This is a genomic window from [Flexibacter] sp. ATCC 35103 (assembly GCF_001975985.1).
GTDB lineage: Bacteria > Bacteroidota > Bacteroidia > Flavobacteriales > Flavobacteriaceae > Flavobacterium.
In genome coordinates, this window is sequence record NZ_MTQF01000003.1 from 485,174 (window position 1) to 510,426 (window position 25,253).

Sequence of the window (25,253 nt, forward strand, 5' to 3'; positions counted from 1 at the left end):
TTTTTATTACATTTGGAATCCTAAAAAAACACTGATGAAAATTATTTCTTATAATGTAAACGGAATACGTGCCGCAATCGCTAAAGGCTTTATCGAATGGCTGCAACAAGCTAATCCTGATGTTATTTGTCTTCAGGAAATAAAAGCTACAGAAGAACAAATTCCGGTAAATGATATTACGGCCGCAGGTTATCCTTATCAATATTATTATCCAGCCACCAAAAAAGGATATAGTGGCGTGGCTATCTTATCAAAAATAAAACCTAATAATGTGTTTTACGGAACCGGAATTCAGCACATGGATTTTGAAGGTCGTAACCTTCGTGCTGATTTCGACGATTGTTCTGTAATGAGTTTATATCTTCCGTCAGGAACCAATATCGAAAGATTAGATCATAAATTTATGTTTATGGATGACTTTCAAACCTATGTAAACGAGTTAAAACTAACCATTCCAAACCTTATTATTTGTGGCGATTACAACATTTGTCACGAAGCGATCGATATTCATGATCCGGTTCGTAACAAAACTGTTTCAGGATTTTTACCCGCTGAACGTGCATGGCTTGATGGCTTTATGAAATCAGGTTTTATTGACAGTTTTCGTCATTTCAACAAAGATCCGCATCATTATTCCTGGTGGAGCTACCGCGCCGGAGCCAGAGGAAACAACAAAGGATGGCGTATCGATTATAATCTGGTAAGTGACTCTTTGCAGCATAAACTCAAACGTGCCGTTATCCTTCCGGATGCTGTGCACTCAGATCATTGTCCGGTTTTAGTCGAAATCGAGTAAAGTTTGGTATTGTTCTTGTTGAGAGAATAGCTGTTTAAATAAAGAACTTCCTTTAGTTGGATTTTTAGGAGCTATTTCCAGCTATCCGCTATATCTTTCCTTGCCTAAAGAAGGCAAGAAAAGGATGTCGCTGCTATCTGGGCTAGAAATTCTGTTCAATAAAAAAGTTCTAGAGTTATTAATGCGCCCCAAATAAATAAAAAAAGTAAAATGATTAAAAAGGCCTCCATCGGATTACTAGTTTTAGCCTTGTCTATGACTTCATGCGTATCCAAGAAAATTTACAACGATCTGGAAACGAAATATTCAGATCTTAAAAAAGAAAACCGTTCTATCGCAGATCAAAATGCCGATTTGCAAAAATTAAAAAATCAGCTTGAATTAGATCGCGATGCATTAACAAAAGATTTAAATGCAACAAAATCTGACCTTGAAAAACAAAAAGCAGATCTTGTCGCTCAGCAAAAAAAATATAAAGTTTTGCAGGATTCTTATAATGCATTAGAGAAAAACAGCAACGATGCATTAGAAAGCAATATGGCAAAAAATCGCGAATTGCTGGCTCAACTAGAAGCAAAATCTAAAAAACTGGCAGATGAACAAGCACGCCTTGATAAAACGGCAAGTCGCCTAAACGAACTTGAAGCCATGATTGCTGCTAAAGAAGAAGCAATGCGCAAACTAAAAGAAACATTGTCTAAAGCCTTAAACGGTTTTGAAGGCAAAGGTTTAACAGTAGAGCAAAAAAACGGGAAAGTATATGTTTCTATGGAAAACAAATTGCTTTTTAACTCAGGAAGCTGGGCCGTTGGGGTAGAAGGTAGAAAAGCCGTTGTAGAATTAGGGAAAGTATTGGGAGACAATCCGGATCTTTCAGTTCTTATCGAAGGTCATACAGACGATGATCCGTATGCAGGTTCAGGACCAATTGCAAACAATTGGGATTTATCTACTAAAAGAGCTACAGCAATTGTAAATATTTTAAGCGAAAATGCTAAAATCAATAAACAAAAACTAACAGCAGCTGGTCGCAGCGAATTTTCTCCGCTTGCCAGTAATGCAACTCCGGAAGGAAAAGCAAAAAACCGAAGAATCGAAATCATCTTAACACCAAGATTAGATGAAATCGCTGAAATGCTTAATAGTATAAACTAAGTTGCTAAGGCACTGAGTTGCTATCCCGAAGTTTCGGGACTAAGTTTTTTTAAAGATCAAAAAGGTTCAAAGTTTTACTTTGGACCTTTTTTTTATAAAACCAAATTGAATTCACTTTAAGTCCCATCGGGACGACATATTTATAGAAAATACCATTTTTTTAGAGAAGCCCCAGCGGGGTGACATGTATGTTAGATAAATATGCCGCTCCGCTGGAGCTTTGGTTCCGGACTTTTAATGATTGCTATAAATATATCGCTCCTCTGGAGCTATATTAGAAATTAGTTGCGATTTTAAANNTAAAATCTAAATTGAATTCACCTTAAGTCTCGGCGGGACGATATATTTATAGAAAACACCATTTTTTTTAGAGAAGCCCCAGCGGGTGACATGTATATTAGATAAATATGCCGCTCCGCTGGAGCTTTGGTTCCGGACTTTTAATAATTGCTATAAATATATCGCTTCTCTGGAGCTATATTGGAAATTAGTTGCGATTTTAAAATCTAAATTGAATTCACTTTAAGTCCCAGCGGGACGACATATTTATAGAAAACATTATTTTTTTCAGCAAAGCCCCAGCGGGGTGACATATATATTAGATAAATATGCCGCTCCGCTGGAGCTTTGGTTCCGGACTTTTAATGATTGCTATAAATATATCGCTCCTCTGGAGCTATATTAGAAATTAGTTACGATTTTAAAATCTAAATTGAATTCACTTTAAGTCCCAGCGGGGTGACATGTGTATTAGAGAAACATACTGCTCCGCTTGAACTGTAATATACATTCTTATCCTTTTTTTAACTTTTGTACAATTTTCATTTGAAAAATCCCGTCGTATCTTTGAGTTTTATAATTAAAAAGCTGTTATCTTAGAATCTTAGTTACTCAGCAACTTAGCAACTCAAAAAGAAATGAAATACACTACACTACCCAACACCGATATAAAAGTTAGTAAAATAAACCTCGGAACAATGACTTTCGGGCAGCAAAACACAGAAGCCGAAGGACATCAACAAATGGATTATGCGCTTGAAAGAGGTATCAATTTTTTTGATACTGCCGAGATGTATTCTGTTCCTGCAAAAGAAGCAACTTACGGAAGCACGGAGAAAATTATAGGAAGTTGGTTTAAGAAATCAGGAAATCGCGACAAAGTAGTTTTAGCTTCTAAAATCGCAGGTCCAAACCCAAATTTTATTTACATGCGTGAGAAAGTAGATTTCTCTCCTGAAAGTATTAAATATGCTTTAGAAAACAGCTTAAAACGTCTTCAGACAGATTACATCGATTTGTATCAAATGCATTGGCCGGAAAGAGAAACTAATTATTTCGGGCAACGCGGTTTTAAAGATTATGAATCTCAATGGGAAGATAATTTCAGAGAAGTTCTTGAAACTTTTGACGGACTAATCAAAGAAGGGAAAATAAAACATATTGGTGTTTCTAATGAAAATGCGTGGGGAATGATGCGTTTTCTGGAAGAAAGTAAATACAACAATCTGCCAAGAATCAAGACCATTCAAAATCCTTATAATTTATTAAATCGTCTTTTTGAAGTAGGTTCTGCCGAAGTTTCAAAGTATGAAAATGTGGGTTTATTAGCTTATTCTCCTTTAGCATTTGGGGTTTTAACGGGTAAATTTTTAACCGGAGAAGCACATCCAAATGCGAGAATTAATCTTTTTCCGCAATATACACGTTACAATAGCGATCAATGTACGCAAGCGACAAGATTGTATCAGGAAATTGCTAAAAAACATGGTTTGACATTAACAGAGCTTGCAATGGGATTTGTATTACAACAACCGTTTTTGACAAGTGCTATTATTGGTGCAACCACAATGGAACAATTAAAAGAAAACATCGATACAATAGATGTGTTTTTATCAAAGGAAATTTTAACGGAGATTGCAGCCGTTCAGGCAATAATTCCTGATCCGGCGCCTTAATTACAGTTTTATAATAAAGATATATTCCACAAATTTTCACTAATTCATAATGTGAAAATTTGTGGAATTTTTTATGTAAATAATTGAGGATAATCAGTCTATTCGTGTTTACAAATCAAATTCTTCTCCAATAGCCAAGGAATCTGCCGGAATTGCTGTTGAATCCGGGGCTTTAATTCGTATCAATGAACGCGCATTTCCGGAGATGTAAACAGGAGAAAGTACGCCAATAGTATCTTCAGAAACCAAAACGCCACGACGTAACATTAAGTTGCTTAAAAACTTTTGGTTTTGTACTGCAAAGTCTTTCAGATTTCCCTGATCGTTAAACTGATACATGAATTTTCTGGGCTTTGGAATAATCGTCGCCAGGAATAAACATTCATTTAAACTGAGATTAGATGGGCTTTTTTGAAAGTAAAAATGACTCGCTTCGCCAATTCCGTATACATTTGGTCCCCATTCTATAATATTAAAATATACTTCGAGCATTCTTTCTTTGCTTACTACACGATTGTTTTCGAGAATATAAACCAGTAGAATTTCTTCCAGCTTACGCGAAAGTGTTTTTTCACGAGTCAGAAAGACATTCTTTATTAACTGCATACTAATCGTGCTGGCACCACGAGAGAATTTTTTGGTTCTGATATTCTTTAAAATAGATTGTTTGAAAGCTTCATTTATAAATCCGCGATGCGAGAAAAAAGAAGGATCTTCAGTAGTAAGGACGCATTTTCTTAAATAAGGTGAGATCTGATCTAAAGGTGTATAATTCGGATTACCGTTTCCAACCAAAACCGGACGTTGCAATACATTTTGAATAATGGCGCGATAAACAAATTCTCCATTAAGTTTATTAAGATCTGCTTCGCCGTATTTGGTGATTTTTAAATCTTCTTTGTTTAGTTTACTGTCAAAAACTAATGTGTTTGGTTTGTTTTTATTGAATTTAAAATCCAGTTTATAATCAAAATTTCCCGTTGCTTCCATTCCCTGAAAATGAGTAAACAATCCGTCTGGCAAAGAAACAATAAAGTCTTGTGCCTGCATTTTTGGAATGTTTACTTTCAAAGTATAAATCGTATCTTTTTCTGTGCTATACGAGATATAAGGCTTTACTTTTATCTTGTTTAATTGCATGGTCGACGTGCTGTCAATTGAAATAAAATCATCTCCCAATAAAAAGCGATAATCAAAACGCGCATTCTTAATGATTACATCTTTACTGGCAATTTTAGGATGATTGATTTTTAAATTGGTGATCGATGTATAACCATCAATATGCAATTCGCTTCCGTCTTTTTCTATATTCTGAACATTTAATCTTATAGAATCAAAACTTGCTTTTAAATTATAACGTTCGTCTAAATACGGAACGCGGATGGCTCCGGTATCTAGGTTAAAGAAACGAATATCTGCTTTTTTATTTCTTGGGTCAGCAAATCCTTTTATGTTCCAGCGCTGGTCAAAATCCTTGCTTTGAACATGAAGGTTAGTTTCGAGCTGTTTGTTGTCTAAAACAAGTTTGTTTACAGCGACAGACGTTTTTTTGCCATTATCGTCAATTTTGAAATTCAGGTTTTCCAACCTCATATCTGTTGGAACCAGATTCAGTAATTTTGAGATAATTCGATAGGCAAAAGTCGCGTATTTCCGTTTTTCATTTTTATCAGTATCGGCTTTATCCTTTTTTAAGAAAGCATCAAAATTGCGGACATTTCCTTTTTTTACTAACTGAATGTATCCGTTGTTTACTTTTAAAGTTCCAATCTGGACATCGCCAATTAATAAACTGGATAAGTTTACGCTGGTTTCGATTTTTTCGATATTGCAAAGGGTATCAGCATTTTTGGGAACTAAAATTACATTGGTTAATTTAATTCCGTTCAATCCATCAAACGTAGCCGATTTTACAGAAAATGTACTGTTATATTCTGTATTCATTTTATGGGTCACTTTAGCAATTGCTTGTTTTAAAAGCGAATCACGAAAAAAGTAAAAACCTAAAAAAAGCACCAGTAATACTGCTGCAAGTATTATTAGTGCTTTGAATATTTTTTGTTTTGGAAATTTCATAAAGTAAAATTATAACAGAATTACCCAAAAAGAATGCCGGCAACATCTTCGATTTTAGCGACAAGTTCAATCTTGATTCCGGGATTTTTTAAAGCAATTTTGTTGTACTTAGATACAAAGATAGTGGTGAAACCTAATTTTTCGGCTTCCTGAATGCGTTGATCGACACGATTTACAGGGCGAATTTCTCCGGAAAGTCCTACTTCGCCGGCAAAACAAAAGCCTTTTGTTACCGGAATATCTTCGTTTGATGATAAAATAGCGGCTACAACTGCTAAATCAATTGCAGGATCATCAACAGAAATTCCTCCGGTTACATTCAAAAATACATCTTTTGCTCCTAAACGAAATCCTGCTCTTTTTTCTAAAACGGCCAGGATCATGTTTAATCTTTTTGCATTATATCCTGTTGTACTTCGCTGCGGAGTTCCGTAAACTGCGGTACTTACAAGCGATTGTATTTCGATCATTAGCGGGCGCATGCCTTCCATGGTTGTGGCAATGGCAGTTCCAGACATTTCTTCGTCTTTGTGGGAAATCAATATTTCGGACGGATTGCTTACTTCGCGCAAACCACTTCCAAGCATTTCATAAATTCCTAATTCGGCCGTAGAACCAAAACGGTTTTTTAGAGAACGTAGAATTCGGTACACGTGATTTCGATCGCCTTCAAATTGCAAAACCGTATCGACCATATGTTCCAGGATTTTTGGCCCTGCGATGTTTCCGTCTTTTGTAATATGTCCAATTAAAATAACCGGAATATTGGTTTCTTTGGCAAATTTGATCAATTCGGCAGTAGTTTCTCTAATTTGAGAAATACTTCCGGCGGTTGATTCAATATAATCCGTATGTAAAGTCTGGATAGAATCTATAATGACAATTTCAGGCTGAATGGCTTCAATTTGTTTGAATATGTTTTGCGTTTTAGTTTCCGTTAGAATATAGCAATTATCGCTATTTGGTGTTATTCTTTCGGCACGCATTTTTATCTGCTTCTGGCTTTCTTCGCCGGAAACATATAAAGTTTTATAAGGTAATTTTAATGAGATTTGAAGTAAAAGCGTACTTTTTCCAATTCCAGGTTCACCGCCTAAAAGCGTTAGAGATCCAGGAACAATTCCGCCACCTAAAACACGATTCAATTCACCATCGGTAGTATCCATTCGGATTTCCTGAGTCGAGTCAATTTCATTAATTTTTAAAGGGCGAGGAGCTTTGCCAGTTGGTGTTGGTTCGCTTTTCCAGGCCACTTTTTCTTGTTTCTGAATAATTTCTTCAGCAATAGTATTCCATTCTTTGCAGGCATTGCATTGCCCTTGCCATTTGGCATATTGGGTTCCGCAGTTCTGACAAAAAAAAGAAGTTTTAACTTTTGACATTATTTAGTAGTTTTTTCAAGTGTTTTCATCTGATCGATTTTCTCGTACATCAGATCTTTGTTCAAATCTCCAATTGGCTCCATTTGCGAAGCATTTTGGTATTTTTTTGATGCTCTCTTTGGATCACCCATTTTTTCATACATTAGTCCTAATTCATATTCGCCTAACATGGCTTTTGGATAATTTACATTTCCTATTTCAGCCATTTTGCCTAATTCGTCGTACGCATTCTTTTTCAGGATAAGTGTTTCTATGATTTTAAAATCACTGATTCTTACCGGAATCTGAACTCCCATAACTTTAGACATTACATTGTATTTGTTCTCCAGATAATCTGCATATCCTGTTTCAAGAATAGCAATTTTGTTGTTGTATTCGGCAGAATTTATAGGTCTGTAAACTTCAAATATTTGATATAAAGCACTCGGGATCGCATGTAAAACCTGTGTATAATGTGTTGTACCTTTAAATAAATCGTATTTATAATTTACTAACGGATTATTGGCAATTTTAATATTGCTGTCTAATTTTTCGATAGGTTCTTTGATCTTTTTATTGTCTCCGTCAGCGACAGATAAGTAATAAAACAATGGTTCTGTTACTTTTGCAAATTTCTCCGGAATTCTAACTTCCATTTTATTTGCAAGTTCAGGGCTAAAAGAAATGTAAGCGTTAAAAAGAGGTTTTTCTTTATATAAATAAAAATTGATAAAGCTTGCTGTTACATCATGTCCGGCAATAATCCTAAAAGGTGTAGTGCGGTATTTTTTTTCGATGTAAGGAACTAATTCAGCACCAATAAATTCAAAAAAATCAGCTCCTTTTTCAAACGGAAGCCCGGTATTTTGATCAATCGTGGTGTCGTCTTCACGCTCATCATTTTTATTTTGATGAACACCAATTATAATTACTTCGGGTAAATCTCCCCAATATGAGCCATAACTTAGAGCTCCGGAAAAAGGATCGAATAAATAATCTCCATCTAATAAATATAAAACAGGGTATTTTTTTTCAGGATTAGCTTCGTAAGATTCTGGAAGTCCTATGGTTATTCTTCTTTCTGTACCAAGTTTTTCAGATTTGATGTTGTCGAATGTTTTCTGCGAAAAGACAGAAATAGAAATTAATGTAAGTAGTAAATAAACTTTTTTCATGATTTGGGCATTTCAGTGAATTAAAAAGTATTGAAATAGTGTAGCAATATAATACTTTATTTGCTTTTTTGTTTATGTAGGAATTTAAAAAAGCAATGGTATTATTAGATAAAGCCTATTTTGATTCAAGGCATAAGAGATCTTGTTTGTTCAAAAAATCATTTTGACAAACAAATAGAAATAATAAAGTGTAAAAGGAAGCTTATGTTAGCGAATTATCGTTTTCATTAGGGAAAATGATCCATGGCTTGAAGGTTTTGGCTTCTTCAAATTCCAGGGTTGCATAGGATATAATGATAATGATATCGTCCTTTTGAACTTTTCTTGCAGCAGGTCCGTTCAGGGTAATTTCTCCTGAGTTTTTCTCTCCTTTTATAGCGTAAGTTTCAAAGCGTTCGCCATTATTGATATTTACAATAGATACTTTTTCACCTTCAATAATGTTTGAGGCTTCCAGTAAAGTTTCATCAATAGTAATACTGCCAATATAATTTAAATCAGCTCCAGTTACTTTTACACGATGAATTTTTGATTTTATAACTTGAATTTGCATGGTGCAAAGGTAATTTAATTTAATGAAATGGTGTCAATCAACCTTATAGAATTAACAAATACTGCTATAAATGCACGGTAGTTTTTGTCTTTACTCTTATGATCGATAGGTAATAATGTAGATTCATCAGCAATTACGAAATATTCTAAGTCAAAACGTTCGTTGTCTTTGAAGGAATTTTCTACGAATTTTATGGTTTCTTCAGGACTGGCGTTTTTAAAAATTTCTTTTGCCTCAGTCAAAGTTTTATAAATAATAGCGGCTTCTTTGCGTTCTTCCGGAGTTAATCGTTCATTTCTGGAACTCATTGCCAATTGATTGTCTTCTCTAAAAATAGGACAGCCAATAACATTTACAGGTAATTGTGTTTTTTCGACCATTTTTTTAACAATCTGCAATTGCTGGAAATCCTTTTCTCCAAAATAAGCGTTTGTTGGTGTTACAATTTCGAACAAACGTTTTACAATTGTTCCTACACCGTTGAAATGTCCGGGCCTGAATTTTCCTTCCATTTGGTTTTCTAGTCCGTCAAAGTCAAAAGATTGTGAAATGGTATGTCCTTCGTAAATATCGTCTACAGTTGGGGCATAAAGAATTATTTTGTCACTTAAGTTGCGCATTTTTTTTACGTCTTCTTCAAGTGTTCTAGGATATTTCTCCAGGTCTTCAGGATTGTTAAATTGGGTTGGATTCACAAAAATACTGACAACGGTATCGTCGTTTTCTTTAATTGATCTTTGCATTAACGCCAGATGACCTTGGTGTAAAGCGCCCATTGTTGGTACAAATCCGATGGTTGAATTTGTGGTTTTGATAGTTTTCAAATAGGCTATCAAAGCTACTTTACCGTAGAAAATATGCATGGCAGTATTATTAAAATTTAGTGCAAACATAATATATTAGTTATAAACTGCATAAATTTTTGTAATTTTGCAACGTTTTTATTACCAAAAATTAAGTAAAATACTATTATGAAAGATAAGAGGATATTATATGTATCATCTGAAGTCGTGCCTTATTTGGCTGAAAATGAGGTTTCTTTAATGTCTTATGACGTTCCAAAAATGATCAACGATCAAGGAGGCCAGATAAGAATTTTCATGCCAAGATATGGAAATATCAACGAAAGAAGACACCAGTTACATGAAGTTATTAGACTTTCAGGAATGAATTTGGTAGTGAATGACTTAGATATGCCGTTGATTATCAAGGTAGCTTCAATTCCTAAAGAGAGAATTCAGGTTTATTTTATTGATAACGATGAATATTTTAAACGTAAGGCAACCTTTGCTGACGAAGAAGGAGTTTTATATCCCGATAATGACGAAAGAGCGATATTTTTTGCTAAAGGAGTTGTTGAAACGGTGAAAAAACTAAATTGGGTTCCGGATATCATTCACGTTCATGGCTGGCTGGCAGCAATGTTGCCAATTTACATGAAGCATTATTATAAAAATGAGGCTTTGTTTTCTGAGACAAAAATTGTTACCTCTGTTTATGGGCAATCTTTTGATGAAAATCTTGATTTAGAAATGATTAATAAGGTGAAATTTGATGGAGTTCCGCATGAAGCAGTCTCTGATTTAGAAACACCAAATTATGAAAATGTGTTAAAAGCCAGTATATTACACTCTGATGCTGTAATTATTGCATCAGAAAATGTATCCCCAAGTTTAACAAAATTTATAGAATCTTCAGGAAAACCTTTTTTACCTTTCGCCACGAAAGATGCATTCGCTGAAGCGTATACAAATTTCTATAAAACGATGGGTCTTTAAATTTTAACTTTATTATTAAACATGTACAATACTTCTTTTATTAAGAAAATTCTATTAGTTGCAACAGTTGTTCTTTTATATTCTTGCGATAAAGATTTTAATGCGATTGGTGATGGTTTGATCGGAGATGATCATTTTAATCTTCAATCTGAAAAATATGATGTTTTAGCGTATAATCAAGAAGTAACTCCGGTTCAGTCAAATGGACTTACGCTTAATGGCTTAGGTATTTATGAAAGTGATGCTTTTGGTACAACTACAGCAGGTTTTGTATCTCAGGTTGCGTTGTCTACTGATGCTCCAACTATAGGAGATATAACCGGAATTGATAATGTAATTCAAAGTGTTGTGCTTAGTGTTCCTTATTTTAGCCATGTTAAAACTACAAATACTGATGGAAGCCGTGTTTATGCTTTAGACTCTATTTATGGAGATCCTAACGGTAAGATTAAATTAAGTGTTTATGAGTCAGGTGTTCAAATGCGTTCTTCTTATTTTGAAGGAGGTTCGCAATTTGCCCAATTGTATTATACAGATCAGAATACTGATTTTGACAGTTATAAAATAGTAAATACTGAAACTGGTAAGCCTTTAAATGATGATCCAAGCGTATTACAGAATGAAGAATTCTTTTTTAGTGCTGCAGAAATTGTAGATATAACTAAAGATGATGCAGGTAAAGATGTTACGACGAGAGTTGCTCCGGAAATGCGTTTGAACTTAAATAAAAATTATTTCCTGAATAAAATTCTTAAAGCAGATGCTTCAAAACTTTCTTCTCCTACCGTTTTTCAGGAGTATTTTAGGGGATTGTATTTTAAAGTAGAAAAATCTGGCGGCAGCCCTTCGAATATGGCATTGCTGGATTTTGCGAAAGCAGGAAATGCAAAAATTACGATTAAATATAAAGCTAAAACAGCCAGTACAACAGATGATGCGAATTTAACCGAAGATAAAACTCTGGTTATAAATTTATCAGGAGCTCAGGCTAGTTTGTATCAGGACAATAAAAAACCTGATTATGATACTGCTATAAAAAATCCAAATAAAACTGCAGGTGACGAAAGGCTTTATTTAAAAGGTGGTCAGGGTTCTCTTGCTGTTGTAGAACTTACTGGATTCGCTGCAAAATTAGATGAGCTAAGAACGAATAATTGGCTGGTAAATGAGGCGAATTTGATTTTTTCTATAGATTCAGATAAAATGAAAAACACCTACGAGCCAAAACGAGTTTACCTATATGATTTAGACAATAGTATACCCATTTTAGATTACAGTACTGATGGAACATCAAGTATTACTACTGATTCTAAAATGACAAAAGTAGTTTATAGCGGTATTATTAATGTAGATGCTACTACTAAAAAAGGTACAACCTATAAAATTAGATTAACGAGTCATATTCGTAATATAATTAAAAATGCAACTGTAAAAAATGTGAGGTTAGGTTTAGTAGTTACGGGAGATATAAATACAATAACTTCAGGTAAATTGAAACTTAAAAATGATATTATTTCAGATGCGCCACGAGCTTCAGTAATGAGTCCGTTAGGTACAATATTGTTTGGAGGAAATATTCCTTCAACCGATGTGAATTATGCTAAAAGACTTCAGCTGCAAGTGTACTACACGAAACCAAATTAATAAATAATATATGTGTGGAATTGTTGGATATATCGGTCATAGAGAGGCTTATCCTATAGTTATAAAAGGATTAAAGCGGCTTGAATACAGAGGATATGATAGTGCCGGCGTCATGTTATATGATGATGAAACTGGTGTAAAAGTTTGTAAAACTAAAGGTAAGGTTTCAGATCTTGAAGCAAAAGCAAAAGAAGATCTTATTACAAACGGAAATATAGGGATTGGGCATACACGTTGGGCAACACATGGAGTGCCAAATGATGTAAACTCACATCCACATCTTTCTAATTCAGGAGAGCTGGTGATTATTCATAATGGAATCATTGAGAATTATGCGCCGCTTAAAGAGGAATTAATCAAAAGAGGATATACTTTTAAATCAGATACAGATACTGAAGTTTTAGTAAACTTAATTGAAGAAGTTCAAAAGAAAGAAGGAATAAAATTAGGGAAAGCAGTTCAGATTGCTTTAAATCAAGTAGTAGGAGCATATGCAATTGCTGTTTTTGATAAAAAGAATCCTAACGAAATTGTTGCTGCAAGATTAGGTAGTCCGTTAGCGATTGGTGTTGGAGAAGGAGAATATTTTATTGCTTCTGATGCTTCGCCTTTTATTGAATATACTTCTAATGCGATTTATCTTGAAGATGGTGAAATGGCAAACATTAGATTGCACAAGCCTCTTAAAGTTAGAAAAATTAAAGATGACTCTTTAGTAGATCCTTATATTCAGGAACTTCAAATGAATTTGGAGCAAATAGAAAAAGGCGGTTACGATCATTTTATGCTTAAAGAAATCTACGAGCAACCAAGTGTAATTAAAGATACTTACAGAGGAAGACTTCATGCAAACGAAGGAATTGTTCAAATGGCAGGTGTTGAGGATAATTTAGAAAAATTCCTAAACGCTGACAGAATAATTATTGTGGCTTGTGGTACTTCATGGCATGCAGGTTTAGTAGCTGAGTATATTTTTGAAGAGTTTACGCGTATTCCTGTTGAAGTAGAATATGCTTCTGAATTTAGATACAGAAACCCAATCATCAATAAAAATGACGTGGTTATCGCAATCTCTCAATCCGGAGAAACGGCAGATACTATGGCAGCTATTAAATTAGCAAAAGAAAACGGTGCTTTTGTTTTTGGAGTTTGTAATGTTGTGGGTTCTTCTATTTCCAGAGAAAGTCATGCAGGTGCTTATACACACGCGGGTCCGGAAATTGGAGTTGCTTCTACTAAAGCATTTACAACTCAAATCACAGTTTTAACGATGATCGCATTGCGCTTAGGTAAAGCTAAAGGTACTTTGTCAAATACTGATTTTCATACCTACTTACAGGAGTTAGAAATAATCCCTGAAAAAGTAGCAGAAGCTTTAGAAACCAATGATAGAGCAAAAGAGATTGCGGCAGCTTTTAAAGATGCTCCAAACTGTTTGTACTTAGGTCGTGGTTATAATTTCCCGGTTGCATTAGAAGGTGCTTTAAAGCTTAAAGAGATCTCTTATATTCATGCTGAAGGATATCCTGCTGCCGAAATGAAACACGGTCCTATTGCTTTGATCGATGAGCATATGCCGGTTATTGTTATTGCGCCTAAACAAGGGCATTACGATAAAATTGTAAGTAACATTCAGGAAATTAAATCAAGAAGCGGTAAAATTATTGCTGTAGTTACAAAAGGTGATACTCAGGTTCGTGAACTGGCAGATTATGTAATTGAAATCCCTGAGACTTCAGATGCGTTATCTCCATTAATTACGACAATACCTTTGCAATTGCTTTCATACTATATTGCTGTAATGAGAGGTTGTAATGTTGATCAGCCGCGTAACCTGGCAAAATCAGTTACTGTAGAATAAGACAGATTGAAAATATATTTATATGTTAAAAAAGCGAGATTTAGGTCTCGCTTTTTTTTATGCCTTATTTTTTAGATGTTAAGAGAAGGAACTAAAATTACCTAATGATCTGATTTATGAGATTTTAAATGAAATCTATGTTAATTGTATGATTTTTATTTTACTTTAATGTTATTTAACAGTAATTATTTTACTTATTGAAATATATAAAACATTTTTGTAAGAAATATTCTAGTATCTGCCATATGATTAAATTTCTACTTATAATTTCGTTTTTATTTAGTTTCACTGCCCGGGCCCAGACAAAAATTACCTTCAGTTATGATGCTGCCGGAAACCAAACCAGCAGAATATTGTGCATTAATTGCCTTTCTAAAACAGCAAAAGAAGTCAAAGAAATCGAGGTAATTACAAATGATGATTTAGATCAGTTTTTCGAAAAAGATGTAATCTCCTATTATCCAAATCCTGTAAAAGAAGAGTTGTATCTGCAATGGCAATTGACTAAGGAGAATTATGTTACCTCTATTAATGTCTATTCTGTCACGGGACAACTTTTAAGATCCTATTCAGGAAATGAAAGGCTCAATAATCTTAATATCCCTTTTCAAACTTATTCTGCCGGATTTTATCTCGTATTGCTTTCGTACAAAGACGGAGGAGAGAAATCTATTAAAATCATCAAACAATAAAGCCATTAATTATGAAGAACTTTTACTATACAATATTGTTTTTACTAATTAGCTTATTTGTTTCTGCACAAACATCGTCTGAAGTTGGTATTACTGAAGGGCAATTGTCTGTTTCATTATCCGGAAGCGCTGGTTATACGATTCCTATTGCTGTTCCTCCCGGAATCAATGGAGTTGTGCCACAAATTAGTTTGTCTTATAATAGCCAGTCCGGCAATGGTATGGCAGGATATGGATGGAATGTTTCTGGAGTATCTGCAATTACCAGAATTCCTGCAACAAAATTTCATGACGACGTAGTTGGTGCTGTTGCATTTAACGCATTAGACCGTTTTGCCTTTGATGGTCAACGCCTGCTGGTAAAAAACGGAACTGGTAGTGCTTACGGAGGAAACGGAACAGTATATGAGACGGAGAGTTTTTCGAATGTTAAGATTACATCTTATGGTGTTCATCCTGGCGGATCAAATTACGGACCAGCTTATTTTATAGTTGAATATCCTGATGGATCAAAAGCATATTATGGTAACTCAGGTGATTCCTGTTCCATAACAGATTGGGCAATTACATATTGGGAAAATCCTCAGGGTGTCAGGATTAGTTATACCTACTTTTTATCTGATAATATACTAAGTATTGCCAGTATTAATTACGGAACCCTGCGAACAGCAACGCCAATTAATCAGGTAAAATTTATCTACAAGCAAAAGCAAAGGCCCGAACAAGTATTTGTGGGAGGACAAAGTATTGTAAGAAGTGCTATTTTAGATAAAATAGAAGTAGCTGGAAATGGTATTGGGTTTAGAAATTATGTATTAAGTCATGATGCTACATCCCTGGGATATCAAAGGTTAACTGGTATTACCGAAAAAAGCGGCGATAATACAAAAAGTTATAATCCAACAGTATTTGAATATAGTACGGAAACAAATGATAATGCCTTAAAAGTAAAAATTTCAGGAAAAATTGATATAGCAGGTGTTGACTATAATAACACGGAATATGTTTCAGGTGATTTTGACGGGGATGGTCAGCTGGATCTTATTTTATATCCTAAGACGGGAGATAATAAAAAAAAGGAATATCGCCTTTATACAAATATCTCGGCTAATTTCAATTTAAGCAGCAAACAGACCGTTGGTGCATTCGAAGAAATTTTTCCTTTAACAGGATTAAGTCCGGATAATAAGTTAATGGCCAGGCAGGCTTGGGTAGTGGTCAAAACAAATAGCTTTGCTACTCATGTTAAAGGGCCTACGGGCATATATGTAGATAATGAAAAAGAATATATTTTTCCGCAATTTATACGCAACTACATTTATCCCTGTGGCGGAGCAGAGCCAATGCTGCAATCTGTTGATACTAAAAATACAATATCTAATTTAACGGCAAATCCGCCTAAATATAAAGACGGAAGCGTAGAAAGTGATATTGCTAAAATATATGTTAGCGGAGATTTTAATGGTGATGGGCTTACCGATATTGTTGTTATAGAAAAACCGCTTACTTATTATATCAATAAAGATTGCTCAACCACAATTGCTCAGAAATATACCGGTGGTAAAACCTATTTTGTTAATCTGGATAAAAGAGTATCATCCAATTTTGTAAATCAATCAGGATTTCTTGATATCTCTGAGGAAAGTAAAATCATCGTAGCAGATTTTAACGGAGATGGAAAATCAGATATCTATGTATTTGATAAAGGAAAAGTTTCTGTTTATGAATTAGATCATAAGAATCAGTTTAAATTATTGTTTACTAAGACAGATGACGGAATCGTTCTGGATAAACAAATTTTGATGGGGGATTACAATGGAGACGGAAAGACTGATTTTTTAATACCAAATGAGCTAAATAAAGACAGTTGGAATTTTTATTTTTCAACAGGTGATAATTTCAATAAAATAAATACTGCAATTGGGATAGCCTATTATACTTCAACCACAAAATATTTTGGTGTTGTTGGTTTTCCTGCGGAGACTTATAGCTTAAATGAGGGTAGTTTTATTGCAAATGATTTTAATGGAGATGGAAAAACGGATATTTTGTATCAGCAAAACCTAACTCTAGAGTACATCATGAACTTAAATGGCTCTGCTGATTATAGAAGAAGAGGAGAACCCCAAGTAACTAAGATAGTTTTACTGGAAAACACCTCATTCAATGGTACAGCAATTACTTTTAAGTTATTGAATAAGCAATCTCAACTTGCTAGTGTTAAAAGATTTCCAATTCCGATATTTACCAATCACAATCAGGTAAATCAAAATTTAGAATATTCTCTAATCAGCGATGATCGCATTCAATCTTTTAATGGTCCAAGAGACAACCGACAGGATGTTCTGGTTAGAAAAATTATTACCGGAAATAAAGTTGAAGAAGCCATTACTTATGAGCCTTTAAAATATGAGTATAACAAAACATATTCCGGAAGCCCTGCTGTAGAGAGCTATCCTAATTTTGATATCCTGGTTGCTCCGGGTTTTCAGGTCGTTTCAAAATTAGAAAAACGCAGTCAGGACGTTTTTAAAAAGCAATCTTTTAGTTATTATGGTGCAGTATCAAATGTTCAGGGTCTGGGTTTTCTGGGTTTTAGGTCTACAGTAAGAACCAATTGGTACGATCGTGACGATGCTATAATTTCAAGTATCTCAAAAAATGACATCACTTTAAGAGGTGCCAATACTGAAAATTATACTGAGTTAGGAATGCACGATCCTTTGAAGGTTACAGATAATCAAATCGAGAGTGTAATTATAAAAGAAGGATCTTATGCAGTAACAGGAACAGATAATCTGGTTGCGACACAAAGTATCATCTTAAAACCGGATACCTGGATAAAACCCGGCAGTACATTTTTGGCAAAAATAGATGAAGAGGCTAATAATTCATCTAATACCCCAATCAGTTACATCACTAAATCCAGATTGAATTATGAAAGCGAATTACTGCCTAATAAAGTTTTTAAAATAAAAAACACAAATACCAAGCATTATAATGGCTTGGATAATACGAGTTCAGAAACGTATGCAGAATATGATGCTTATAATAATCCGCTAAAATCTACGACGTTTTTAAAAGAAGCGGGGGGCGTTGTGCAAACGACGGTTTCAAATGTTAGTTATAATGCCCCAACCGTATCTCCGTATATCGTTGGGAGACCTTCCGGAAAAAATCAAAGCATTGCGATTTCCGGAGATGTCATGACTACTGAAGAATTATATTTTTATGAAAATAGCTTACTAACCCAAATTAAGAAAAAAGGAACCAATACAGATTATATTACAGAAGACAATAGCTATGATGCTTTTGGTAATATTACGCAAAAGACAATCACGGCATCCGGGCTTCCGGCAAGAATTACCAGTTATGGATACGATCCTACAGGGCGTTTTTTAACAAGGAGTATAGATATCGAAGGATTATCAACATCATTTGTTTATAATGCAGACGGGTCATTAAAATCTGAAACAAACCCTTACGGATTAACGACCTCTTATTTGTATGATTCCTGGTTCAAAAAAACAAGAACTACAGATTATCTGGGCAAAAAAAATAGTTATGTTTATACACGATCCGGTAACAAAACAATTGTAACGGCTACAGCTGATGATGGCAGTATCATTCAGGAAACATTTGATGATTTAGGCAGAAAGACAAAAGCAGGCAGTAAAACCATAATGGGCACTTTTGCCTATGTTGATTATGTATATGATATTCAGGACCGCAATTATAAAGTAAGCGAACCTTATTTTGGATCATCAGGAACCCAGTGGAATGAAACCTTATATGACATTTACGGCAGGGTAAAACAAAATATATCCTTTACAGGAAAAAGTACAGATATCAACTATTCCGGGCTTACGACAACAGTAAATGACGGAACAAAATCTAAAACTTCTGTCAAAAATGCAATAGGCAATGTAATATCAATGACAGATACTCCGGGCGGAACAATACGGTACACTTATTTTGCCAACGGAAATCTGAAAGAATCTGATTATGCCGGTGTAAAAACCACTATTAAACAAGATGGCTGGGGACGAAAAACAGAACTGAACGATTCCTCTGCAGGAGTTTACACTTATGCCTATAATGCATTTGGAGAAACTACAAGCGAAACTACACCCAACGGAGCGACAACTTACCTATTAGATGCCGTTGGTAAAGTCACGCAAAAAACAATCAATGGTACACTTACAAATTCTAAAACAACGTATGATTATGATTCTTCAAGCAAGTTATTATCAGGCAGTACGTTTGAGGATTTAAATAATGGCAATACGATCCTGAATTCATTTGTTTACGATGATTCGAAAAGAATTAGTACTACAGTCGAAAATACTCCTTTTGCCCAATTTACAAAAGAATTAAAATATGACGACTTTGGGCGCATCGATACAGAGACTTCAGCAGCGTCAGCAGGAGGCAAATCCAGCTCGAAAACCATAAAAAACACCTATAAAAATGGATCACACTGGCAAATAAAAGACAATGCAACAAGTGCGATAATATGGCAGACCAATACAGTTAATGCAAGAGGACAGCTCACAAATGCTCAAAACGGACCAACAACTATAACTAACGAATACGATACCTATGGTTTTGCATCGCAGTTTAAGTATGCCAAAACAGCGGGTGGGGCAAATATCTTAACCTTAAATACTGTTTTTGATCCTAAAAAAGGGAATCTGACAAGCAGAAGCAATAGTTTGTTTAACAGGACCGAAAGCTTTGCTTATGATGCGCAGGACCGCTTAACAGAGTTTACAAATATTCAGGGCGCTCAGGAAAAACAATTGTACGACGATCAGGGCAGGATTACGCAAAACAGTCTGGGAACGTACAGTTACTCAAAAGAAAAGCCGTATCAAAATGAAGCAATTGCACTTTTGCCGGAATCCTTATCGTATTATACAACAAAGCCAAGACAAATTATTACCTATAATGCTTTTAAGAGTCCGGTACAAATTGAAGACAAAGACATTGATAAAATAAGTTTTTTATACAATGATAACAACAGTCGTACCGGCATGTTTTATGGAGGTTTGCAGGATAAAATAAAAGACAGGCCATTGCGCAAATACTACTCTGCTGACGGTAGTATGGAAATTAAGGAAAACAGCGTAACAGGTACTTTTGAGTTTATAACCTATATTGGCGGTGATGGCTACACTGCACCAATAGTATTTAGAAGCAATAATACAACGCAGGATTATTTATATTTACAACGCGATTATCAGGGTTCAATACTAGCAATAACGAATCAGGCAGGAACAGTTTTAGAAAAAAGATTGTTTGATGCCTGGGGAGCCATCGTAAGTGTACAGGATGGCGCAGGAAATATACTGGCAGGATTAACGGTTTTAGATCGAGGTTATACTGGTCATGAGCATTTGCAAAGTGTTGGGCTCATCAACATGAACGGCCGTATTTATGATCCTAAACTGCATCGTTTTTTACAGCCGGATAATTTTGTGCAGGATCCTTTTAGTACCCAGAATTTTAATCGTTACGGGTATTGCTGGAACAACCCGCTAAAATATACAGACCCTAGCGGAGAAATTGTACCTTTAGTTATAGCCGCTATAATTGTGGTTAGTGCTGCCATAAATGTGTATCAAAATTGGGATAATATTACTAATGGAACAGGAAAATTCTCAGACATTCAATGGGGTAAATTTGCTGGATATACCATTTCTGGAGCAGCTTCTGGTGCTTTAACAGTTTATGGAGGTCCTTATGGAGTTGTATGGGCTGGCGGAGTTCAGAGTTTTCTAAATTCTATGATCGAAAGTTCAAGCATGGAGCAAACAGTGTTTAATACAATTGGAGGAGCTGTTGGAGGATTTGTAACTCGTGGCATTGGAGTACAATTTAATGCTACATTTACAAATGGATTAATAGGTGGAAATAATGCTTTTAATTCAATAATCACAGGGGCGACCAGAGAAGTGCTAGCTAATTTTTGGGGAAATGTAACCAATGATTTAATCGCAACTAAATTTGAAAATCCTGATATAAGTTTTAAAAAAGCTCTTGATCCAGTTAATTTAGGTTTTGGGGCTGTTGCTGGAGGTTTATTAGGTAGCAATGAATTTAATACGCAGCCAAGCTATGTTCCAAAAACCTCATCACCGTTTTTGAATTATTTTGATTTAAGACCTACTATAACTCCAGTTATTATAATTCCTTCAAGGAAAGTAATTCCTCCTTCCTTTTATACACCAAAACTTTAATGTTTTTTTTATCTAATTTTATTTGTAATGAAAAATTTATTTAGCATTGGGACTCATACAAAAATAACAACCTTAATTTATATAATAGTTTTGTTATCTATTGTTTTTTATTTTTTGAAAAATTTTAGAACTATTGATATTCAGCTTAAAAGTATATTAGTTTTGCTGTTTTGCGGTTTTTTATTTATTATTTACTACGGTATTAATGAAGATAAAAATGTTAGCTTACTTAGGGATAATTTTTCGTTAACGACTGGAAGTATAGAAGAGTATTTTATTCCTAAATTAACAGGAAGAGGTGCGCATAAAAAAATCAAGTATGTTTTTAAAGTAAATAACATATTTATGGAGAATCAATATCAAGAAAATTATTATGTCGATATTCCAGATGATAAACCTGATTTAGCTCTTTTATATTTGGTTATTTACGAAAAAACAAATCCTAAAAATAGTTTTATCCTTTTAAATTATCCTGTTAATTCATCAGACGATTTAGAGCGGTATAAAAAAAAATTTAAAGAAAAAATTCCTGAAGATGCTATTAAGCAAAATTAGTAATATTTATAGCAGGATTATCAAGGTTCGATATCCAGATCGCTCGGATTTGTGTCGCAGACTTCTTATATTCCTCAAGCAGTATCGCCATTAATATATTCCTTAGAGTTAAGACCAATAACGCCTTTTAATATAAACCCAAGTCTTGTGATTCCTAATTATATTATACCAGCAAGAAATGTGATTCCACCTTCGTTTTATACTCCTAAGCTAAAACCACAATTTAAAGGATAACTTATTGAAACATTATTTATTATGAAAGAATTTTTTAATCTAAGTGATTATACAAAAATAATTATATCAATTTTTGGAATAATTGTGTTATTCATTGTTTTTTACTTTATAAAGAATTTTAAAACAATTGATATTGAACTTAAATTTTTATTAATTATATTAATTATAGGATTAGTAGCGGGTATTTGTTTAAATCGTGAACAAGATAAAAATATTGAATTGTTAAAAAATAATTTTTATTTAACTACGGGGAGTATAGATCAATATATTGTTACTAATCTTAAAGGAAAAGGAGATACAGGCAATTCCATAAAATATATTTACTCTGTTGATAATCATTTTTTTGTTCATTCTTATGGAGAGAACTATTATGTTGATATTCCAAATGATAAACCAGATTTAAGTATTCTGTATTTGGTTATTTACGAAAAAACAAATCCTAAAAATAGTTTTATTCTTTTGAATTATCCTGTTAATTCGTCTCAGGATTTAGAACGGTACAAAGATCTATTTAAGGACAAAATTCCTGAAGATGCTATTAAGCAAAATTAAATGAGTGTCCTGTGAATTTAGAACTTCTAAAGCTACGTTCTTAATAATCCTTTAAAGTACACGGATTACAGTGGAGAGTGGATTGGATGATTTGTTTGCAGGAGTAGTAGGAGTTGTTATTAACTGGGCAAGTCATGGTTTTCAATTTAACGGTACAGGACTAGCTTATTTTGGTACCGGTGCGGCTGCCGGAATTGCAACACTGTACGGAGGGACAATGGCTGGTGCAGCTGTTCTTGGTGTAGGGAATAGTGTTACTGGTCAGGTATCTGCCAGAGGTTGGAATAGTCTGGATATAGGTCAGGTTTTTAGCGATACCGGAATGAGTTTAGCAACAGCTTATATAGGCGGGCAAATAACTCAGGGATTATCCCCCGCTCCCGCACGAAACCTGCTTTTAATCCAGTTAATATAGCTTCCCTCGCTCCCGCACGAATCCTTTCGTGTGGTGGTATGCTGAAGGTTAAAGTTTTAATTATATTATTCATGGTAATTAAAGTTTAAAGAGAAGTTTGAAAAAATTGAAGTAAAAGGGAATTGTAGGATGCTTAGCTGTTGCGTCACACGAAAGGATTCGTGCGGGAGCGGCTACAACGAATGTTTTTATACCACAGAGAACAGTAATTCCTCCGAAATACAATTACAATTTTTCTCAAAATAAATTTAAAGGATAATAATATGGATAAAAAAAAATATATTCTCATTTTAATTATAATTATTGGTTTAATAATGTTCTTATTAGGAAAAGAAATAAACAAGAAAAAAATTGAAAAAGATCTAGGGGATTATGATTATTCAGTTGGCAATATTGATGTTTATTTTTATAGAAGTCCAGTTGGATATAATGTCCGCTTTAGTTCTATTACATATTCTTATATCGTGAATGATATTAGATATGTGAATAATTATGATGCTTCATTTTACGAATTACCTTACTCACCTAATGTTAATGATAAATTTGTTGTCGCTTATAATAAAAAGGATCCTCAAAAAAGTCTTTTATTAGGGCATTATCCAATTAAAAGTCAAGAAGATTTTAATATTTTTCTGAAGAAATATAGAGATGTGAAGATTGAATTTTAGGTTTCCTACCTAAAGCCCTCGCTCCCGCACGAATCCTTTCGTGTGGTGGTATGCAGAAGGTTAAAGTTTTAATTATATTATTTATGGTAATTAAAGTTTAAAGAGAAGTTTGAAAAAATTGAAGTAAAAGGGAATTGTAGGATGCTTGCTGTTGCGTCACACGAAAGGATTCGTGCGGGAGCGGGGAAGATCAGGTAATGATGTTGAAGGGCAATCGAATAACATTGATCGCTCGAGAGGACCAAATGGTTATTGGGGAAACCCTGAAGCTGATAAATACCGACTTGGTGTTTTAAGTTTAGGCTATAAAGGTTATAGGGCAGGTACAAATTCGGAATGGATTAGAAATGGCTTTCAAAATTATCTAGCACATACATGGATATCACCACAGCCTAGGTTCAATATGATGAGTAAAAATTGGAACTCTTATTTACAATATCAAACTCCAGTAACTAATCAATCGACATTATGGTAAAAATAAATAAATATTCAGTTTTAATTTTTTTAGTAATTATTTATTCATGTGTCCCGATAACACATAATAAAAATAAATTTGACATTAAAAAAAGCGAAAGTATTGATGAAATTAAAACATATGGATACTATTATTCTAATAATAGAAATAATGAATCTATTGTTGCAAGATTACTATTTAGAGATGGATTTTATAAAGAATTAGGAGTTGTGAATTCAGAAATTAACAATAAATATTTTAAAAAGTATTGTGATAATATTGAAAGTAATTGTTTTAAAAATTTGGAATGTATGATTGATAATTATGATAACTTTTTTAAAATTGAGACTAATTTCTTGAACAGAAGTTCTGAGATATGGGATTGGGGTAGATTTGAAATAAAAGAAGGTAAAATAAAGATTCAATATTTTTATAATCGATTTGGCAATTATTATTTAGTTGAAGAGAGAGGTGTAATTATTGATAATAAATCGTTTAATATATCTTCTAAATATGATTATAGAAATGGGATAAGTGAAAATTTAAATATCACATATTTTTTTAAAGAATATGATGTAAATAAAGCTCTAAATTGTAAACCTCGTTTTTTTAATAATTATTAAGAGATATATTAGAAAAAGGCTTAGGTGATACAGGAGATAGTTACAGAATGGCCCCCGCTCCCGCACGAAACCTGCTTTTAATCCAGTTAATATAGCTTCCCTCGCTCCCGCACGAATCCTTTCGTGTGGTGGTATGCGAAGGTTAAAGTTTTAATTATATTATTCATGATAATTAAAGTTTAAAGAGAAGTTTGAAAAAATTGAAGTAAAATGGAATTGTAGGATGCTTAGCTGTTGCGTCACACGAAAGGATTCGTGCGGGAGCGGGGGATTTTCATTCAGGAAATGTTAATTCGATAAAAGTCATTAATGACGTGAAAATTAGAGTAAACTTTGGAAAAACTATAGGTACTTATATTGATTTTGATGGAAAAGCATTTCAAACTACCAACGGAATTATTACTGGAAGTAAAACTGGTGTACATATAATTCCTTCAGCACCCTAAATAAAAAAATAAAAAGTA

20 protein-coding genes are annotated in these 25,253 nt (G+C 34.0%); 15 read left to right on the top strand and 5 right to left on the bottom strand.

The window, feature by feature from the left end; all coding sequences use genetic code 11:
- Positions 1-34 precede the first annotated feature (34 nt).
- The 3 genes from BXU01_RS06405 to BXU01_RS06415 all read left to right on the top strand — a co-directional run bounded on the left by BXU01_RS06405 (position 35) and on the right by BXU01_RS06415 (position 3,906).
- On the top strand, positions 35-796 hold the full coding sequence (locus tag BXU01_RS06405; RefSeq protein ID WP_055094206.1) for an exodeoxyribonuclease III: 762 nt from the start codon (positions 35-37) through the stop codon (positions 794-796).
- Positions 797-1,006: 210 nt separating this feature from the next.
- Entirely contained in the window at positions 1,007-1,951 is a 945-nt protein-coding gene (locus tag BXU01_RS06410) for an OmpA family protein (protein ID WP_083692345.1), read from the top strand.
- A gap of 917 nt (positions 1,952-2,868) precedes the next feature.
- On the top strand, positions 2,869-3,906 hold the full coding sequence (locus BXU01_RS06415; protein ID WP_083692347.1) for an aldo/keto reductase: 1,038 nt from the start codon (positions 2,869-2,871) through the stop codon (positions 3,904-3,906).
- 108 nt (positions 3,907-4,014) lie between these two features.
- On the opposite strand, the gene BXU01_RS06420 is transcribed toward BXU01_RS06415, so the two are convergent.
- The 5 genes from BXU01_RS06420 to panC form a co-directional block, all read right to left on the bottom strand.
- Positions 4,015-5,982, bottom strand: a complete 1,968-nt coding sequence (locus BXU01_RS06420; RefSeq protein ID WP_083692349.1) for a transglycosylase domain-containing protein — start codon at positions 5,980-5,982, stop codon at positions 4,015-4,017.
- 20 nt (positions 5,983-6,002) lie between these two features.
- On the bottom strand, positions 6,003-7,364 hold the full coding sequence (radA, locus tag BXU01_RS06425) for a DNA repair protein RadA (RefSeq protein ID WP_065451965.1): 1,362 nt from the start codon (positions 7,362-7,364) through the stop codon (positions 6,003-6,005).
- Positions 7,364-8,518, bottom strand: coding sequence for an alpha/beta hydrolase (locus BXU01_RS06430; protein WP_083692352.1), 1,155 nt, complete (start codon positions 8,516-8,518; stop codon positions 7,364-7,366). The genes radA and BXU01_RS06430 overlap by 1 nt, the downstream gene beginning before the upstream one ends.
- Before the next feature lie 202 nt (positions 8,519-8,720).
- The gene (gene panD / locus BXU01_RS06435; protein ID WP_026727479.1) at positions 8,721-9,071 is read right to left on the bottom strand and encodes an aspartate 1-decarboxylase; all 351 of its coding nucleotides are present in this window, start codon (positions 9,069-9,071) and stop codon (positions 8,721-8,723) included.
- Positions 9,072-9,085: 14 nt separating this feature from the next.
- On the bottom strand, positions 9,086-9,964 hold the full coding sequence (gene panC, locus BXU01_RS06440; RefSeq protein ID WP_083692354.1) for a pantoate--beta-alanine ligase: 879 nt from the start codon (positions 9,962-9,964) through the stop codon (positions 9,086-9,088).
- 78 nt (positions 9,965-10,042) lie between these two features.
- Between panC and BXU01_RS06445 the strand changes: the two genes are divergently transcribed.
- From BXU01_RS06445 to BXU01_RS23625, 12 genes are all read left to right on the top strand, one after another.
- The gene (locus BXU01_RS06445; protein ID WP_055094193.1) at positions 10,043-10,849 is read left to right on the top strand and encodes a glycogen/starch synthase; all 807 of its coding nucleotides are present in this window, start codon (positions 10,043-10,045) and stop codon (positions 10,847-10,849) included.
- A gap of 21 nt (positions 10,850-10,870) precedes the next feature.
- On the top strand, positions 10,871-12,493 hold the full coding sequence (locus BXU01_RS06450; RefSeq protein WP_083692357.1) for a DUF4270 domain-containing protein: 1,623 nt from the start codon (positions 10,871-10,873) through the stop codon (positions 12,491-12,493).
- 10 nt (positions 12,494-12,503) lie between these two features.
- Entirely contained in the window at positions 12,504-14,354 is a 1,851-nt protein-coding gene (gene glmS / locus BXU01_RS06455; RefSeq protein ID WP_083692358.1) for a glutamine--fructose-6-phosphate transaminase (isomerizing), read from the top strand.
- A gap of 245 nt (positions 14,355-14,599) precedes the next feature.
- A complete protein-coding gene (locus BXU01_RS06460) occupies positions 14,600-15,046 on the top strand; it encodes a T9SS type A sorting domain-containing protein (RefSeq protein ID WP_083692360.1) in 447 nt (148 codons plus the stop codon).
- A gap of 11 nt (positions 15,047-15,057) precedes the next feature.
- Entirely contained in the window at positions 15,058-21,288 is a 6,231-nt protein-coding gene (locus BXU01_RS06465; protein WP_083692363.1) for an RHS repeat-associated core domain-containing protein, read from the top strand.
- Positions 21,289-21,315: 27 nt separating this feature from the next.
- Complete coding sequence (locus tag BXU01_RS06470; RefSeq protein WP_083692365.1) at positions 21,316-21,843, top strand: hypothetical protein; 528 nt, start codon at positions 21,316-21,318, stop codon at positions 21,841-21,843.
- Positions 21,844-22,098: 255 nt separating this feature from the next.
- Complete coding sequence (locus BXU01_RS06475) at positions 22,099-22,629, top strand: hypothetical protein (RefSeq protein ID WP_083692368.1); 531 nt, start codon at positions 22,099-22,101, stop codon at positions 22,627-22,629.
- Positions 22,630-22,699: 70 nt separating this feature from the next.
- Positions 22,700-23,044 (top strand): hypothetical protein, encoded by a 345-nt coding sequence (locus BXU01_RS06480; RefSeq protein WP_083692370.1) that lies wholly within the window; start codon positions 22,700-22,702, stop codon positions 23,042-23,044.
- 263 nt (positions 23,045-23,307) lie between these two features.
- Positions 23,308-23,712, top strand: coding sequence for a hypothetical protein (locus BXU01_RS06485; protein ID WP_083692372.1), 405 nt, complete (start codon positions 23,308-23,310; stop codon positions 23,710-23,712).
- Between the two features lie 151 nt (positions 23,713-23,863).
- On the top strand, positions 23,864-24,187 hold the full coding sequence (locus BXU01_RS06490; protein WP_165689765.1) for a polymorphic toxin type 23 domain-containing protein: 324 nt from the start codon (positions 23,864-23,866) through the stop codon (positions 24,185-24,187).
- Positions 24,181-24,789 carry a hypothetical protein gene (locus BXU01_RS06495; protein ID WP_083692376.1) on the top strand — a complete coding sequence of 203 codons (609 nt, stop codon included), beginning with the start codon at positions 24,181-24,183 and terminating at the stop codon, positions 24,787-24,789. The genes BXU01_RS06490 and BXU01_RS06495 overlap by 7 nt, the downstream gene beginning before the upstream one ends.
- 296 nt (positions 24,790-25,085) lie before the next feature.
- The gene (locus BXU01_RS23625; RefSeq protein WP_255373723.1) at positions 25,086-25,235 is read left to right on the top strand and encodes a polymorphic toxin type 50 domain-containing protein; all 150 of its coding nucleotides are present in this window, start codon (positions 25,086-25,088) and stop codon (positions 25,233-25,235) included.
- Positions 25,236-25,253: the final 18 nt, after the last annotated feature.